Genomic DNA, 14,950 nt, shown 5'->3' with positions numbered 1-14,950 from the left:
AGAAAAATAAATCGTTGATAATAAGTGGGCTATTGCGAAGGTTTGGAAATAATTTAAATTTTTTTGAATTATAAATCTTAGATGTATTTTTGCAGTCCCGAAACGGAGAAAGCAATGATGGCCCGTTCGTCTAGGGGTTAGGACGTCAAGATTTTCATTCTTGAAACAGGGGTTCGATTCCCCTACGGGCTACCTCAGGGGAAAGATTCAAATTAAACGAATCTTTCCCCTTTTTTATTGCTTCTAATTCACTGTTGATCAGCAAGATAAGCGATAACGCTTCATTAAGTCGAGCGGTTCGATGTCCCTTACCGTCAAAACACAAATTTTCTGGGTACATCGAACCAATGATTCTACGCTTCCCTTCTATATCTGCGTCTTGGTAATGTTTATCTATTCTTGAATACTTTTCTACAACTATATCAAGTAGCGATTCAATTGTCTTTAAACTTTCTGATCTACTTGGAAGGTTCTCCAATTGAGCTTCTAATTTTTTCAATTTCTCATTACATTCAGATTTGATAATTTTAAAGTCATTGCCATCGATTTCATCTATCATCAATTTTTTTCGGGCATTGGCCATTATCAGCTCTTGTTCTTGTATCTGTCTGTAAAGTATCGCCCGCTCATCCAGTTCTTCACGATGAGAGGATTTATATTCATCCATTACAACCATTTTAAGAAGCTCCCCCGTTTCAGGCATGAGTTTAAACTTTAACAGTTCCCTTTCAAAATAACTGTTCACTTCCTCTGCCTTAAACCTGCTGCCGCATACCGAAGAAGAACAGTGATAGTAATAATAATACTGATGACGTCCTTTGGAAGCACTTCCGGTTAACATTCTGTTACAGTTGGGACATTGGAGGAATCCCCTTAACGGTAACATATCTTTGGAAATCACTTTTGTTGCAACTGAACGTTTATTACCATTCAGCACATCCTGGACACGATAGAAAAGTGCTTCCGAAATTATTGGTTGATGCTGCCCCTTTACAAATTCTATCTCATCATTTTTATAAGGAGGAACAACGACGATGCCACAATATATCGGGTTACGTATGAGTTTCCAAAAATTATTACGCTCACATTTCAGTCCCTTTTTATTGGCCATTTTGCGAACCTGCTCAGCAGCATAAACTCCCCTCGCAAGTTCCTCAAACACCCATTTCATAATATCAGATTCCGGTTGTTTGGGCATAATATACTTATTTCCGTCGGGAGTAATTCTGTTGATATAACCCGTAGGAGCTGTTCCCATCCATCTTCCTTCTCTTCTCGCCTTACGCATGCCATAGAACACATTTAAGGCCCGTCTATCATTCTCCACTTCCGGCGCAGCCAGATAAATAGCAAGCATCATTTTATTTTCCGGTATAGAAACATCTATCGGTTGTTCAATGGCATAGATACTCGCATTTAAACTTCTTAAAATGCCAATCATTTCATAAGCTGCTTCAATACTGCGACTAAATCTATCCCATTTGACACAGAGTATCTGTACGGCGGTTTTTACGTTTTTTTCGGAGCGTGACCAAAAGTTTTTTTCCATTCTGGCCGATTAAAGGTCTTGGCAGAGTAATCTTCCTTTATAATACCCAGTACTTCTATTCGATTCGTTGTACAATAGAGCGAAAGTCTTTCTTCCTGTTCACGTAAAGAATAACCTCTTCTGGCTTGTTCATCGGTACTCACTCGAATATAAAGGTACGCTGGTATCATGGCGAAATGTTTGCAGTAATAAAATATGTTACTTATTCTTAAAGTATTGATTTACTGTCAATTTAGCTAAAATATATAAGAAATCCAAAATTACTTTGGCTTGGCTTTCATTGACTTCAACACCCTTTTTTCTTAAAATTTTTACCGCCTGCTCAGGGGTGACGTTTCTTTTTTCCAACAGTCCTTTAGCCATATCCTCTCTAAATATGTTGAGGACAATAGTGCTAAGAATGTAAATCATCTATTGGCAACCTCTTGGGGAGTAGTCAAAAATAATATTCTGTTTGAAGTATCAAGAAATCAATGACTAAAAAGTAAAAGACCACTGGCCTTCTTTAAATTAATTTGCTGCAAAATCACCTCGCGGATGGAACTGCTCTCTGACAACTGATCTGTCGGGTCTTAACTCGGGAAATATGTTATTGAAAAACTAAGCTTGTTAGTTAGATAAGAAGCTTAGTCGATTTGTTGCAGGCCGTCAGTGGATAGCTCGACTAAAATCAATTATATTCTATTGCAAACGATACTCGTAATGTGAATGATGCGATAAACCACTTAATGTCAACATGAACATGTCGTCTCAATACCATTTTCTTTCGCTTGGTGCTTAAATATCAGTAATAGTGGTAATATAATCCGTAAAATGTATACGAAACCTGCTTTTCAGGCTGCGAAATTTGTGAGTATTGAATTCGATAAGGAAAATCGCATTGAAAATGAAAAAAATCAGGCAGATAGGTCTTTTAGTGATCACCAGTTTGCTCGCTAGTTATCATCCAGAGGCAGTCGGCAGGTGTCAGACAGACCAGGATGTTATAGGTAAAAAGGTGTCGAAGAATGTTATTCGTGTTACTGCTCTGCCAGGCGTTTCGGAACATGCGCTTAAACGCTTAATAAAAGACTTTGGAAAGAGACATCCGGATATCGATATGCCTACTTGGCTCGTTGTAAGCGATGGGATTGTAGTAAAATTTTCGGATAATGAAGTTTCCTATTTGGTCAGTTATACTATCGACGGTAGCTGGAAACATACCATTGAACATTATCAGCCGAATTACATACCTCCAAAAGTTTCTCTTATACTGAATGCCAAGTATGTGGATTACAAAATACTTCGTAGTAAGAAGATTACCTCCTGTGATAAGGCAGGAGAGAGTTATATCGTGCAGTTGCAAAAGGATAAGCGATTCAAGGAAGTCCTGGTAGAAGGCAGGAGCTTTACCGAAATAAGTAATATGGAGGCTTTTTAGTTAGGTATTCTATTCGATAAACATATATTTCTTCATCGATATGTGCTAATTGACTATTTGTATGTCCATAATTTTATGGGACAGTTAAAGTTAAGTACGACGCGTCATCTTTACCCAATTGCTGTGTTAGAACCGTTCGTGCTGTTTATTGTTGTTTTAGTATGGAGCCAATGGCCGTTTTAACACGCGGTCATTGGTTACCATTAACAAAAAGCATTCATACAATCTATTGCGACAGATGAATAGAGGGCATTAGCTATCTTAAACGCAACAGATATTTACAAGAGGCGGTTTTGATTTTGCAAACCGGCGAGTGCTGAGGTTGTCGCTTTCTAGACCTTCAATCTTTATCTCCACTATGATACTCCTCATCAGTAACAGCTTCCAGCCATACCGTAGGTCCCTTTTCTCTTCCCGTGATAGCTATCTGAACGAAAGCGGTGTCTGCACTAGCACCGTGCCAATGGGGAATATTTGGTGGACATTTGATAACATCGCCTTTTCGCAATATCTTTTTTGGCTGTCCTTTTTCCTGATAGTAGCCAACGCCATCTGTTACCAACAATATTTGTCCCGCAGGATGCGTGTGCCATTTACTTCTGGCTCCAGGGTCAAAGGTTACATTTCCGACCGCTGTTTGATTTAAGCTATCTGCTTCTATCAATGGCGCTACCCATACTTCTCCCTTGAAATTATCCGTTGTATTTTTATTACCCTGAGGGAAAATAAGTGTATTTTGTTGTCTTGGAACTTCGTTTTCTTTATTGTTGTTACAAGCCGAAAAAAAGACAATTACAAGCGGCAAAAAGTATTTAAGATTATGCTTCATCTTCCAAGTTTTATAGATTAGTTTTATAAAATTCAAGTAATTTATTTACAGCCTGTGAAACATACTCTGGTTTCCAATAGGTTTGAATGTGCGTAGCACCGTCGATCAGGAATAGCTCCTTGTTTTTTGCATTGGCTGCCTTGGCAAATGCCTCATCTGTCATATATTTCGTATCAGCTTTGCTTCCTACAATCATAAGTAGAGGTTGTGTAATTAATTCGATCTGATCGGTGGCATCCCACGTCATTAGATCCATTAAGCTCGCCGTGGTATATAGGAAAGTTGAATTGGGGTGGGCATGGGTTCTGTAATAGTATTCATATCCCTCGCGGTACAGGTCGGTCGGCGTTTTTGCGATTTCTTCATCTGTGATGCTTGCCACACCTGAATATGCCGGTTTACCACCTACTTCTTCCTGGGCGCGCGCGTCCGATGCTTGTTTTAAGCGTTCCTGAACGGTGTTCAATTGAGAATTCTGAAATCCGTTACGTCTTACCTCCCCCGAATTGAACATGCTCAGGGTTGCAACGGCTTTAAACCGTTTGTCCGATTGGGTTGCTTTTAAAGTATACCCACCGCCTCCGCAAATACCTAGAACACCTAAGCGCTCGACATCAACACCTGGATATCGTGAAATATAGTCAGCCATGCCATGAATATCTTCGGTCCGGTACTGAGGTTTATCTGTATGGCGTGGCTCACCGCCGCTCGCTCCCTGGTACGCTGCATCGGCAGCAATGGTTATATAACCAGCCTCTGCCAGACGCTGTGCGTATAATCCGGCAGTCTGCTCCTTTATCCCCCCGTTAGGATGTGCTACCGCTACCGCGGGGTATTTCTTTGACGGATCGTAATTTGCCGGTGTGTAGACATTGGCGGCGATTTCAATACCGTTCAGTTTATATTTTACCGGATGGATGTTTACTTTTCCTTCTTCATTTTTAGTAATGGCACCGTCATATACCAGCGTAAAAGGATTTGATTCATACCTTTTCTTAGTTGATTGTGCATTTGCCATATCTGTTGTTATTATTGAAGTTGCCAATCCAATTATTAATGATAGTCGTTTCATAAGATTTATTTGCTTTTTAATACTCCATTCAAGACGGACTGTGCTGAGTTCGCCTCTTTTTTACCAATGGATGTTTTGATAATGCCAACGTACTGTTGCAGCTGATCTGCCGTTAAGCCTACGTTCATGCAGATTTTCAGATGTGATTGTAACATAGGCTCCACACCGCCGATAGCAGCGAGCACAGAAACCGTTACCAATTCTCTTTCCTTATATGTTAGCACATCCCGCTCAAAAATATCGGCGAACAGATGTTCTTTCAGAAATATCTCAATTACGGGTGCAAATGCCGAGTAGCCTGTTTGGGGACCACGTTGGGGAGTGTCTAAAAGTGTATCCAGAATAGCTTTGCCCCGATCGTATTTGCTGCAGTCATTTTTTATAGGAGAAGCTTCATTCCCCATCACGTCATTTACACCCCTGGATTTGCGCTCGTCGAGCACGGTCATAAAAGTCTGTAGCCCACGGATACTGCGAGGAAAACCGGCATAAGCGTAGACATGGACAATGACTTCCTTGATCTGATTGACTGTCAATCCTGCTTCAAGGCCTGCCTTCAGCTCTTCTTTTAATTGCTCCAGACTGCCTTTGCCGGTGAGGGCTGCAATGCGGATAATTGCCTGTTGCTTGGGATCTAAATCCTGAGCTGCCTTTGTTTGGGCATTGGCGCTCATTGTAACACTTACTGCTAGGAGAAATAGTATTGATTTAAAAAGTTTGCGTATCATTACTGGTATTCTTTTTTAACTAACTCCGTATATTTTATACTTCGGATTAACAGTACAAAGTTCAGGATTAAATAACGGTAATAGCTATACGGATTACGGTTTCTACTACCAATATTACTTACCTAGTTCTGTTACTTTTAGCCATTCAAACATAAAATCTGTTACCGCTTCATTGTTCAGATTCGAAGATGAAAGGCGCGTTCTGGCTTTCGTAACGCATAAACATGCTTTCCAGCGTGTAGAAAACGATGGCCTTTATTTCTTAATTTCTTCTGATCGGAAATTTAGTTCTCTTTTTCGGCCGCCTTCTCCATAACGTCCAGACGTGCTTTCTTGGGGTCAGGACCACCAACAATGGAACCATCCCCACGAAATTCGATGATCTCACCTTTTTTAGAATCGTAAACAGGCCATTTCGGAAGATCTTTACCATTAGGGTCACCGGTTTTGGCGAAGTTCGTCCAATAGGTGTTCATCTTCCTGGCAATATCATAATCCTTCGGAGCAACAGCGACTCCATTCCGGATGTTAAGGTTATTAAATACATAAGGGATTTCGGATGCGTGGGCTGCACCATAACGCATCCGTCCCTTCATGGCATCGGAAACGTAGGAGAAAAGATAAATATAAGCAGGATTACCGCCCGCAGCAAAGGACCTCGCGGTGAACCTGGCAGGTTCTGCCCATACCTTATCCGTATTGATCATGGTAAGCATTTCAGCGAATTCAATAGTGCCATCCGGATCGTAGGCAGCAGTCACTTCTTCTCTCAGCAGTCCGAACTGAGAGAGTAATTCATCTTTGGAGGTGGCGTTAACAAAACCGGCAGGCACTTCCGCACTGTTCGATCCAATAATAAGTGGAACACGTGTCTGTCTGCCTGCTTTGTAAGCGCTCTCGGCTGTCTCTACAACCAGTTTACCGTCCAGGATCGGCCCTGAATAAATAGGTAAGCCCGCTGGGCCATCACTTTCCTGTCCATTATCTACGATTTCCTCCACACTCAGCGAACGTAACTTGGCCAGTGCGGCGGAATCGACACCCTCAATCCCGTGTTTACGGGCAAAGTTTATTCCAATCGTTTCTGCTGAAACGGAGTAATGGGGATCGGCATCTTCCTTATCTATTGGCCTTCCGGTTAATACACCATCTCTGCCACCACCGGATTCGATGATTGCCTTCTGGAAAAGGCCTTTTGCACAAGGCATGGTCAGTAGCGAATGTACAGAAACACCACCGGCAGACTCACCAAAAATGGTAACATTGTTAGGATTGCCTCCAAATGCTGCGATGTTCTGCTGAACCCATTTGAGTGCAGCAATCTGATCCATGTAAGCGTAGCTGCCTTTTGGTTCTTGGGGATATTCTTTAGACAATGCAGGGAATGCAAAATGACCGAGACGGCCAAGACGATAATTGAACGTTATCAGAATGACACCCTGTTTCGCAAATTGGTTCCCCCACGTTCCGGGCTGGGAACTGCTTCCTCCCACGAAACCACCGCCATAAATCCAGACCATCACAGGTAATTTCGTTTCCGTTTTTGCTCCCGTCGGTCGCCACAAGTTAAGAAACAGGCAATCTTCCGACGTATTTTCCCTGATCGTTCTGGTAGTGCGAGGCCAACCCGCCTGCGCGCAATCAGCACAAAACTTACTGGCATCACGTACCCCTTCCCATGCTGCGACAGGTTGTGGCGGCCGCCAGCGATATTCACCAACCGGAGCTGCCGCATATGGAATCCCCTTGAAGCTTTCAACGCTATCGTCTGTCACGCCGCGGACCATTCCCGACACTGTACGAACTGTCGGTTCTCCAAGCGAACCAATATGGCCAGTTTGCTGTGCATGCAAACTAAAGCAGATCATGATCGCTAGTCCTGTTAATATTTTTTTCATATAGATATGTATAAAGATTAATAAGCAGCATGCCGCTATATACCTATCGTTCCATTTACCTCTGTCAATAAAATGAAGGTTTATCCCATTCGGTATCAGGTTCGCCTACACCTAAACTTTTCCCTATAAATCGCTCGTCCTCAGCCATGATAATATCAATGATCAGTTGGACAACAGCTTCCCTCGTGACCTGTGTACTCCTGAACGGGTCTCCTTTCATGGTAATCACATAATCCTTGTTATCTTTCTGATCATAAAGCCATGTTAACCTAAGTAAGGTATAGTCCAGGCCCGAGTCCTCTATGGCACGCGCCGATTTTATCTGTGCTTGCATTCGGGGAGAACCACCGATCATCATTTTGTTCCACCGGCCAAAGGCTCCAGGCACTTCATCGTATATACCGAGAACAGAAGCACCGATCACCCGTTTCACTCCGACTTTTTTCATGGCCTCTATAATTATATTGGTAGCCTGATCATCCCCCATATCGTTGATATAAACAACATCAATACCTATCATTGCTTCGGTTAATGTACCTATATCCCTGAAATCGCCGTCGAATATCTTTACCTGCGTGGAATCTATTGCATTTAATCGCGAATATGCATTTCTGGCATAAAGTACTAAATCATAGGGAGTCCGGGCAAGAACTTCTGCTGCAAGCAATTTCCCGATTTTACCTGCCGCACCTAATATCAATATGTTCATTTTGCTTAAGTTATCACTTGATCAAATCTATTTTCTTTAGCCAGTCCTGTACCTCAACTTGCACCTCTTTCTCTTTGTCCCCTTCCATCACGAATAAAATTCCATCCCTTTCCACCCCGCCTTTAGTTGAATAGCCTTCAAGAATGTTGCTTTGTGGGCATAATTTTTTTACCGTTTCAAAGCTGCTACCGACACCATAACCGGCATTCGTATTAAAGGGAACCACCGTTTTTCCACTTAGATCGTATTGACTAAGGAAACTTTTCATGGGTGGTGGTAATTGCATCCCCCAAGTAGGAAATCCTACAAAGACCACATCATAATTTGCTATATTGTCAATCTTCGTTTTCAATGGTGGGAGATAAGCTCTGGCATTTTCATCTGCTACCTGATCCACCGTTGTTTGATAATGTTCCGGATACGGCGTCTCCAATTCAAGCGCTACCAAGTCGCCACCCACTTTTTTTTGGATGATCTGTGCAACAGCTTTGGTGTTTTTTGTACGTGACAGATAAACAATCAATATTTTCTTATCTTGCAGAGAATCATCTTTTTCTATTGATGGCTCTTCCTTTGCCGCTGATGGCGGCTCGGTTGCCGAACAGGATGTTATTGCAAACAAGAACGTACATAACATTAACCAATGTGTTGTTAAACTTTTCATCTCGTCTTTCTTTTTATATGCAATTCTCCAGTTGCTATCATTTTTTTGTATCCCTATTACTTGTCGAGCCTCTTATCCTTTAACCATTTGGACAATGCATCGGCTACCTCTACATTGTTCAGATCTGAAAAAGGAAAATGGGTATTACCCTTAATGCCCACCTCCGGGAGATGTACTACGCTAGCATCCCCTCCGTGTTTATTAATTGCCTCTGCCCAGAGCCTTGCCATTTGAAGGCCGGAGCGCCAATGGTCCATGTTCCATACCTTAGTTGGTTCCTTTGCGATGTTATCTCCATAATAGATCACAATCGGCATCTGGGTTAGTTTTTCAAAGTCCGCCAAGGGTATTTCCACACCGCTTAATGCACCGAAAAGTCCTGTTGAATTTATCGGTTGCGGTAATTCCCCCTCGGGAAACATAAAACCGCTGTACGGTTCATAGGCTACGATTGCCTTGACTTTATCATTTTTGATAGCTGTCATCCAACCTGGACCACCTCCCTGTGAATGCGTCACCAGAATACCATCACCTATCTTATTGAACAGGGTGGAAACGGCATCTGAAATAACACCGGTATCAAAACTTCCCGTATTGGGGGTCATCTGCCTAAAGAACTGTTCAAGCGAAGCAGTATCTTTAGGAAACTGAACATTTGGAAAATAGTCAGGATAATTGCCAAGCCTAAATTGTGTGAACCAGAATTGCTCGTCTGCCGTAGGCTTAATGGTTGCTTCCACAGAACTCTTTCCCGCGTCGCCACGTCTCGGCTGGTCTAGTAGGTAAACTGAAAACTTTCTTCGGAGAAAAATATTCTGAAAGCCCTCCCGTCCATCAGGTGTTGTTTCCCATGTTTTTTTGGACTGTCCAGCTCCATGCAGAAAAACCAATGGAAGTTTATGAGCCTCTTCGGGAATTTGATAAAACGCATAGGCATGATCGCCGTGAAAGGTCTGTCCTTGTGGTTTCAAAGCGCTGTCCAGATCGAATGTGCCTGTTTCAGTGGTTTTTGTGCCGCCAACCATAAAACTACCCTGCTCTTTAATAACCAAGCTGTTACTGTTATTTTCTTTGGTTGTGGTACAAGATGAAAGGCAAAAGGCGGTACCGAGCAATATTGAAGACACTGCAAAAGCCCAGACTTTTCTGTTATTACGTCTATTTCCCATACTGTTATATTTTATTTACCAACTCTGTCCTGTAATTGCGAAGGATATCTCGCACCCACTATTTCAATATTTTTCAGTGCTGCTTCTATATTGTTCAATTCAGTCTCGCTTAAACGGACATCCACCGCTCCTATGTTTTCCTGTAAACGGTGCAACTTGGTTGTTCCCGGAATGGGCACGATCCAGGGCTTTTGAGCAAGTAACCATGCAAGTGCTGTCTGAGCGGGCGTTGAACCTTTGCCGGCAGCAATAGACTTTATTAAATCTATCAATGACTGATTGGCTTTACGGTTTTCTTCCGAGAAACGGGGAACAATATTCCTAAAATCTGTAGGGTCAAATTTTGTCTTATCGTCAACGGCTCCCGTTAAAAACCCTTTGCCTAAAGGACTGAACGGCACAAAACCTATCCCTAGTTCTTCCAGTGTAGGAATAATTTCCCTTTCAGGCTCACGGAAGAACAGAGAATATTCGCTTTGTAGGGCGGCAAGCGGTTGAACAGCATGTGCTTTGCGGATAGTGTCTGCTCCTGCTTCCGATAAGCCCCAATGCCTTATTTTTCCTTCGCCTATCAGCTCCCCGATAGTTCGGGCAACTTCTTCAATAGGAATATTCGGATCAACCCGATGCTGATAAAACAGGTCAATGTAATCGGTTTTAAGTCTTTTCATAGACGCTTCTGCCACTGCTCTTATCCTTGCAGGGCTACTGTCCAGTCCTTTTTTCGAATCCCCATCCTCAAATCCAAATTTAGTGGCAATTATCACTTTGTCTCGAAAGGGTGCTAGCGCTTCACCCAATAACGCTTCATTGTCAAATGGCCCATAACATTCGGCGGTATCAAAAAAAGTTATGCCAGCATCAAATGCTGCCCTGATCAATTGTATAGCATCCTGTTTGTCAGTAGCCGGACCATAGCCAAAGCTCAGTCCCATACAACCCAACCCCAACGCAGATACTTCCAATCCGCTATTTCCCAGTTTACGTTTTTCCATTATTTTGTTTTTTTTTAGACTATATGTCCAGTTTTCGTTCACTCAACCATTTTACCATTGCCGGATCCCTATGATCAAAGAACAAGCTTGATCCGCTATCCAAAGCCGCGATGCTTTGCAAGTCCTCTTGAGAAAGTTCAAAATCGAAAATTTCAAAATTTTCGGTCATTCGTTCCTTTCGAACCGATTTAGGAATGGCAATAATAGCTCGTTGTATTAGCCAGCGAAGGATAACCTGCGCTACTGATTTATCATATTTTTCGCCGATAGCCGACAATACTTCATTGTGAAAGATGTTGTTCTTCCCTTCTGCAAAAGGCCCCCAAGACTGTATCTGTACCTCGTTTTCAAGCAGAAACTTTTGTGTCTCCATTTGTTGATGGAAGGGATGCGTTTCAATCTGGTTGATCGCCGGTGTAAAACCGCTGTTTATGATCAGATCTGTTATTCTATCGGGGTGAAAATTAGCAACGCCAATAGCCCGCACCCTTCCTTCATGATATAGTTCCTGCATAGCCCTCCACGATCCGAAAACATCGCCGTAGGGCTGGTGGATGAGATAAAGATCCAGGTAATCGAGCTGTAATCTGTCCAAAGACTTTTGAAATGCGGTCTTTGTTTTTTCATAACCTGTATCCTGTACCCATAGTTTGGTCGTTATAAATAGGTCCTCTCTCGGAATTCCGCTATTTTTAATGGCATTACCTACGGCCGCCTCATTTAGATAAGAGGCTGCGGTATCAATTAGGCGATAGCCGGTTTCAATCGCATCTTTAACAGCCCTTTCACATTCTCTCGCATCCGGTATCTGAAACACCCCAAACCCAAGGATTGGCATTTCTATTCCATTATTCAAAACTAAATTTCTCATCTTGTTTTTAACTTTTTAAGGTTATGTTACAAATGTCGGGAGAGATTTATAACGGTTTGGTATACAGATTACTGTTTTTGATACCAATATTACTGTTCCCAGGCAATACGTAAAGAACATAGCTTACCATTTATTAGTTTTGTATAGAACAAACAATTAGCTTTATGGATGATATCATAAATTTTAAAAACATCAAGCAATACAACGCGTTCAATAATAATGAGACGTTGAATCCCTTGGTCAGCATCGTTGACCTGGGCAAAGCCGAACCACGTCAATTTCGCCGTTTGCAATACGATTTCTATACTATTTTTTTAAAGAGCGTAAAATGTGGCGACCTCCGTTATGGCTTAAAAAATTATGATTACGAAGAGGGAACCTTGATTTTCTTGGCTCCCGGACAGGTTATAGGTGAATACAAGGAAGAGTACTATCAGCCACAGGGCACAGCGCTCGTTTTCCATCCCGATCTTTTGCATGGCACCTCACTGGGCAAGAAAATGGCCGATTACACTTTTTTTTCCTATGCCGTCAGCGAAGCCTTGCATTTGTCCGAGCAGGAACGAAAGATCATTCTGGATTGCTTGGAGAAAATTCAGTTCGAACTGAAACGCAACATTGATAAACATACCAAGCAATTGATCGTCTCCAATATCGAATTGTTCCTAAACTATTGCGAACGGTTTTATGATCGTCAATTTATTACAAGGGACAATGTCAACAGGGGAATTCTGGAAAAATTCGAAGAATCGCTCAATAACTATTTTGAATCCGAAAAACCCTATAATTCTGGTTTACCCTCCGTCGCTTATTTTGCCGAGCAACTCCACCTATCCCCGAACTATTTTGGAGACCTGATTAAGAAAGAGACCGGAAAATCAGCACAGGATTACATTCAGAATAAAATCATTGATATAGCGAAGGATAAAATTTTCGACACTAGTAAGACGATCAATGAAATAGCCTATGAACTGGGATTTAAATATCCGCAGCATTTTGCAAGGTTGTTCAAAAACCGGGTCGGCTATACGCCAAAAGAATATCGGCATCTGAATTGATCAGCGCTGAAATTCGTTTTGATCATTTGTTTTTTCGCTTTAATCAGGTGCAAGACGTTCTTAGGAATTCGTACTGTACCTTTGCGAAGTAAGTTTTTGTTATCCCGTGAAAGATAAAGGAGTAATTTGTTAAAGAAATACAATTTGTGGCAACTGCTGCTGGTCAGTGCCCTATCTGCAATTTTTGTTATATACCCAGATATAACCTGGTTACCCTTTGAATTAAAATGGCTTGGTAATGCAGACAAGACAAGTCACATCGTATTTTTCTTGTTCCGGTACACCTTTTTTATCGGACTGATTTTTATATTGATCACGAGTAATCTCCGATATCTGAAGAACTTTTCCTATAAAAAGAGACTAGGATACAGTATATTGATCTCGGTTTTTGCCTATGCGCTTTACGGAGCGATTTCATTCTTGGCCTTTACCAAGGTCAGGCATTTTGGCAGCCTTGTACTTTTTCAATTTTTTATCGTTTCTGTCCTGAGCTCCCTTATGGGGCATATTGTGATGCTTTACTCGGAAAAAAGAAAAAAAGAGAAGCAGATTAAGGAATTAACACTTCAGCACCTACAGAGCCGGTATGATGCACTAACCAATCAGATCAATCCGCATTTCTTTTTCAATTCGCTCAATGGCCTGACTTCCCTGATCCGCAAGAAGAATGATGAAATCACCTTAGCTTATGTCGACAAACTTTCGGATGTTTTTCGTTACATTCTACAGAGTGATAAGAAAGGACTTGTTAGCTTAGCAGAAGAGCTTTCCTTTGTCGATTCCTTCCGATACATGATGGAAGTCCGTTTTGCCAATAAGCTGGAATACCATATTAATGTAGACAGCAGCAAGTTAGCATCTAGTTTACCTGTACTTTCTATCCTTCCGCTTTTAGATAATGTGGTAGTCCATAACATGATTGATAGCGATCACAAGATGGTCATTGATATATATCTGAACGAGCAGAACGAACTGGTGGTTTCCAGCCCCATTTACCCTAAATTAAGTGCGCCCTTAACCAATGGAACCGGTTTGAAAAACCTAGAAAGTCGCTTTCTGTTATTGATGAGTAAACCTATCAAAGTCGAAAACGACGGCATAAAATTTACCGTTTATTTACCGTTAAAGTGATCATTTTATGAAGGTACTGATTGTAGAAGATGAAACAGCAGCTTATGAAAGCTTGGTGGAAATTTTAAAAGAGATTGACCCCAAAATACAGGTCGTAGGTAATACAGAGAGCGTTGGTCAAACCCTTAACTGGTTAAAGGCGAACCCTGCGCCCGATTTAATATTAATGGATATTCATTTGTCTGATGGCTCGGCATTTTTGATATTTGACCACGTGGAGGTCGAAGTACCTATTGTTTTTACGACAGCTTACGATGAATACGCTATCGAAGCATTTAAAGTAAACAGTATTGACTATTTACTGAAGCCAATAAAAAGCAGCGATCTCCAGCGGGCATTACATAAATTCAGCAAATGGTCACATGTGGATATTACAGCATATTTGTCGAAGCTTGCCAATCTAAACCCTGCGGGAAGGTATAGAGACAAAATTTTAATACCTATCAAAGACAAATTACTGCCCATTGACCTACAGCACGTTTCTTATTTCTATACAACTGATAAGAACACATCCATCTGTTTAAAGGAGGGTATTAATTATCCATATTCCAAAACATTGGATCAGATCTTTTCGTCTCTAAATCCAAGGGATTTTTACCGGGCCAACAAACAATACATTATTGCGCGAAATGCTGTCAACAATATAACGGTCTGGTTTGATAACCGCCTTTTCATTACACTGGACACCGAAGTGCCGGAACGGATCTATATCAGCAAAAACAAAGCTGCAGAGTTTAAAGAATGGATCGTAGATAGCTAAAAGGATACGTCTCCAGCAAATACCCTTTCGCCTTTAGTCTTGTGTTTTTCGTTTTGGTGCGTTCCAACAACCAGGAATAAACTAATTTCCTGAATTT

General features: G+C 41.6%; 16 protein-coding genes and 1 tRNA gene. 5 read left to right on the top strand and 12 right to left on the bottom strand.

The genetic code is table 11. The features are described 5' to 3' along the window. Positions 1 to 119 precede the first annotated feature (119 nt). A tRNA-Glu gene (locus tag QT327_RS07215) sits at positions 120 to 192 on the top strand. On the opposite strand, the gene QT327_RS07210 is transcribed toward QT327_RS07215, so the two are convergent. The 3 genes from QT327_RS07210 to QT327_RS07200 all read right to left on the bottom strand — a co-directional run bounded on the left by QT327_RS07210 (position 155) and on the right by QT327_RS07200 (position 1,912). Beyond that, a complete protein-coding gene (locus QT327_RS07210; protein WP_289554414.1) occupies positions 155 to 1,441 on the bottom strand; it encodes a recombinase family protein in 1,287 nt (428 codons plus the stop codon). The two genes, QT327_RS07215 and QT327_RS07210, sit on opposite strands and share 38 nt — an antisense overlap. 68 nt (positions 1,442 to 1,509) lie before the next feature. Next, complete coding sequence (locus QT327_RS07205) at positions 1,510 to 1,719, bottom strand: recombinase family protein (RefSeq protein WP_289552475.1); 210 nt, start codon at positions 1,717 to 1,719, stop codon at positions 1,510 to 1,512. A 28-nt stretch (positions 1,720 to 1,747) separates the two neighbouring features. Beyond that, positions 1,748 to 1,912: a hypothetical protein gene (locus tag QT327_RS07200; protein WP_198140301.1), complete on the bottom strand. Its 165-nt coding sequence runs from the start codon at positions 1,910 to 1,912 to the stop codon at positions 1,748 to 1,750. Between the two features lie 523 nt (positions 1,913 to 2,435). Here QT327_RS07200 and QT327_RS07195 point away from each other — a divergent pair. Then, entirely contained in the window at positions 2,436 to 2,969 is a 534-nt protein-coding gene (locus QT327_RS07195; protein ID WP_289552474.1) for a hypothetical protein, read from the top strand. 340 nt (positions 2,970 to 3,309) lie between these two features. Here QT327_RS07195 and QT327_RS07190 read toward each other — a convergent pair whose 3' ends face one another. The 9 genes from QT327_RS07190 to QT327_RS07150 all read right to left on the bottom strand — a co-directional run bounded on the left by QT327_RS07190 (position 3,310) and on the right by QT327_RS07150 (position 11,904). Further along, the gene (locus tag QT327_RS07190) at positions 3,310 to 3,798 is read right to left on the bottom strand and encodes a (R)-mandelonitrile lyase (RefSeq protein ID WP_013663442.1); all 489 of its coding nucleotides are present in this window, start codon (positions 3,796 to 3,798) and stop codon (positions 3,310 to 3,312) included. Positions 3,799 to 3,808: 10 nt separating this feature from the next. Then, positions 3,809 to 4,870 (bottom strand): alpha/beta hydrolase, encoded by a 1,062-nt coding sequence (locus QT327_RS07185; RefSeq protein WP_289552473.1) that lies wholly within the window; start codon positions 4,868 to 4,870, stop codon positions 3,809 to 3,811. A gap of 5 nt (positions 4,871 to 4,875) precedes the next feature. After that, on the bottom strand, positions 4,876 to 5,598 hold the full coding sequence (locus QT327_RS07180) for a carboxymuconolactone decarboxylase family protein (RefSeq protein WP_289552472.1): 723 nt from the start codon (positions 5,596 to 5,598) through the stop codon (positions 4,876 to 4,878). A gap of 284 nt (positions 5,599 to 5,882) precedes the next feature. Then, a complete protein-coding gene (locus QT327_RS07175; RefSeq protein WP_289552470.1) occupies positions 5,883 to 7,496 on the bottom strand; it encodes a carboxylesterase/lipase family protein in 1,614 nt (537 codons plus the stop codon). A 64-nt stretch (positions 7,497 to 7,560) separates the two neighbouring features. Beyond that, positions 7,561 to 8,205: an NAD(P)H-binding protein gene (locus QT327_RS07170; RefSeq protein WP_289552469.1), complete on the bottom strand. Its 645-nt coding sequence runs from the start codon at positions 8,203 to 8,205 to the stop codon at positions 7,561 to 7,563. 13 nt (positions 8,206 to 8,218) lie between these two features. After that, positions 8,219 to 8,869 (bottom strand): flavodoxin, encoded by a 651-nt coding sequence (locus QT327_RS07165; RefSeq protein ID WP_289552468.1) that lies wholly within the window; start codon positions 8,867 to 8,869, stop codon positions 8,219 to 8,221. A gap of 56 nt (positions 8,870 to 8,925) precedes the next feature. Then, positions 8,926 to 10,038 carry an alpha/beta hydrolase gene (locus QT327_RS07160; protein ID WP_289552466.1) on the bottom strand — a complete coding sequence of 371 codons (1,113 nt, stop codon included), beginning with the start codon at positions 10,036 to 10,038 and terminating at the stop codon, positions 8,926 to 8,928. 11 nt (positions 10,039 to 10,049) lie between these two features. Then, a complete protein-coding gene (locus QT327_RS07155; protein WP_289552464.1) occupies positions 10,050 to 11,033 on the bottom strand; it encodes an aldo/keto reductase in 984 nt (327 codons plus the stop codon). Between the two features lie 19 nt (positions 11,034 to 11,052). Beyond that, positions 11,053 to 11,904, bottom strand: coding sequence for an aldo/keto reductase (locus QT327_RS07150; protein ID WP_289552462.1), 852 nt, complete (start codon positions 11,902 to 11,904; stop codon positions 11,053 to 11,055). Positions 11,905 to 12,068: 164 nt separating this feature from the next. On the opposite strand from QT327_RS07150, the gene QT327_RS07145 reads away from it, so the two are divergent. From QT327_RS07145 to QT327_RS07135, 3 genes are all read left to right on the top strand, one after another. Continuing rightward, on the top strand, positions 12,069 to 12,962 hold the full coding sequence (locus QT327_RS07145; RefSeq protein ID WP_289552461.1) for a helix-turn-helix domain-containing protein: 894 nt from the start codon (positions 12,069 to 12,071) through the stop codon (positions 12,960 to 12,962). A 144-nt stretch (positions 12,963 to 13,106) separates the two neighbouring features. Beyond that, on the top strand, positions 13,107 to 14,093 hold the full coding sequence (locus tag QT327_RS07140) for a sensor histidine kinase (protein ID WP_289552460.1): 987 nt from the start codon (positions 13,107 to 13,109) through the stop codon (positions 14,091 to 14,093). Positions 14,094 to 14,100: 7 nt separating this feature from the next. Beyond that, positions 14,101 to 14,853 carry a LytR/AlgR family response regulator transcription factor gene (locus QT327_RS07135; RefSeq protein WP_289552458.1) on the top strand — a complete coding sequence of 251 codons (753 nt, stop codon included), beginning with the start codon at positions 14,101 to 14,103 and terminating at the stop codon, positions 14,851 to 14,853. Positions 14,854 to 14,950: the final 97 nt, after the last annotated feature.

This window comes from Olivibacter sp. 47, from assembly GCF_030372825.1.
Classification (GTDB): Bacteria; Bacteroidota; Bacteroidia; order Sphingobacteriales; family Sphingobacteriaceae; genus Olivibacter; species Olivibacter oleidegradans.
Note: the sequence above shows the minus strand (reverse complement) of the source record. Positions and strands in the feature narration are given on the sequence as shown.

Excerpts from the sequence above, each read along its gene's own strand:
- QT327_RS07145 (WP_289552461.1), top strand. The coding sequence starts at position 12,069 with ATGGATGATATCATAAATTTTAAAAACATCAAGCAATACAACGCGTTC.
- QT327_RS07175 (WP_289552470.1), bottom strand. The coding sequence starts at position 7,496 with ATGAAAAAAATATTAACAGGACTAGCGATCATGATCTGCTTTAGTTTG.
- QT327_RS07195 (WP_289552474.1), top strand. The coding sequence starts at position 2,436 with ATGAAAAAAATCAGGCAGATAGGTCTTTTAGTGATCACCAGTTTGCTC.
- QT327_RS07180 (WP_289552472.1), bottom strand. The coding sequence starts at position 5,598 with ATGATACGCAAACTTTTTAAATCAATACTATTTCTCCTAGCAGTAAGT.
- QT327_RS07155 (WP_289552464.1), bottom strand. The coding sequence starts at position 11,033 with ATGGAAAAACGTAAACTGGGAAATAGCGGATTGGAAGTATCTGCGTTG.
- QT327_RS07205 (WP_289552475.1), bottom strand. The coding sequence starts at position 1,719 with ATGATACCAGCGTACCTTTATATTCGAGTGAGTACCGATGAACAAGCC.
- QT327_RS07165 (WP_289552468.1), bottom strand. The coding sequence starts at position 8,869 with ATGAAAAGTTTAACAACACATTGGTTAATGTTATGTACGTTCTTGTTT.
- QT327_RS07160 (WP_289552466.1), bottom strand. The coding sequence starts at position 10,038 with ATGGGAAATAGACGTAATAACAGAAAAGTCTGGGCTTTTGCAGTGTCT.
- QT327_RS07210 (WP_289554414.1), bottom strand. The coding sequence starts at position 1,441 with ATGATTGGCATTTTAAGAAGTTTAAATGCGAGTATCTATGCCATTGAA.
- QT327_RS07170 (WP_289552469.1), bottom strand. The coding sequence starts at position 8,205 with ATGAACATATTGATATTAGGTGCGGCAGGTAAAATCGGGAAATTGCTT.
- QT327_RS07200 (WP_198140301.1), bottom strand. The coding sequence starts at position 1,912 with ATGGCTAAAGGACTGTTGGAAAAAAGAAACGTCACCCCTGAGCAGGCG.
- QT327_RS07135 (WP_289552458.1), top strand. The coding sequence starts at position 14,101 with ATGAAGGTACTGATTGTAGAAGATGAAACAGCAGCTTATGAAAGCTTG.
- QT327_RS07190 (WP_013663442.1), bottom strand. The coding sequence starts at position 3,798 with ATGAAGCATAATCTTAAATACTTTTTGCCGCTTGTAATTGTCTTTTTT.
- QT327_RS07185 (WP_289552473.1), bottom strand. The coding sequence starts at position 4,870 with ATGAAACGACTATCATTAATAATTGGATTGGCAACTTCAATAATAACA.
- QT327_RS07150 (WP_289552462.1), bottom strand. The coding sequence starts at position 11,904 with ATGAGAAATTTAGTTTTGAATAATGGAATAGAAATGCCAATCCTTGGG.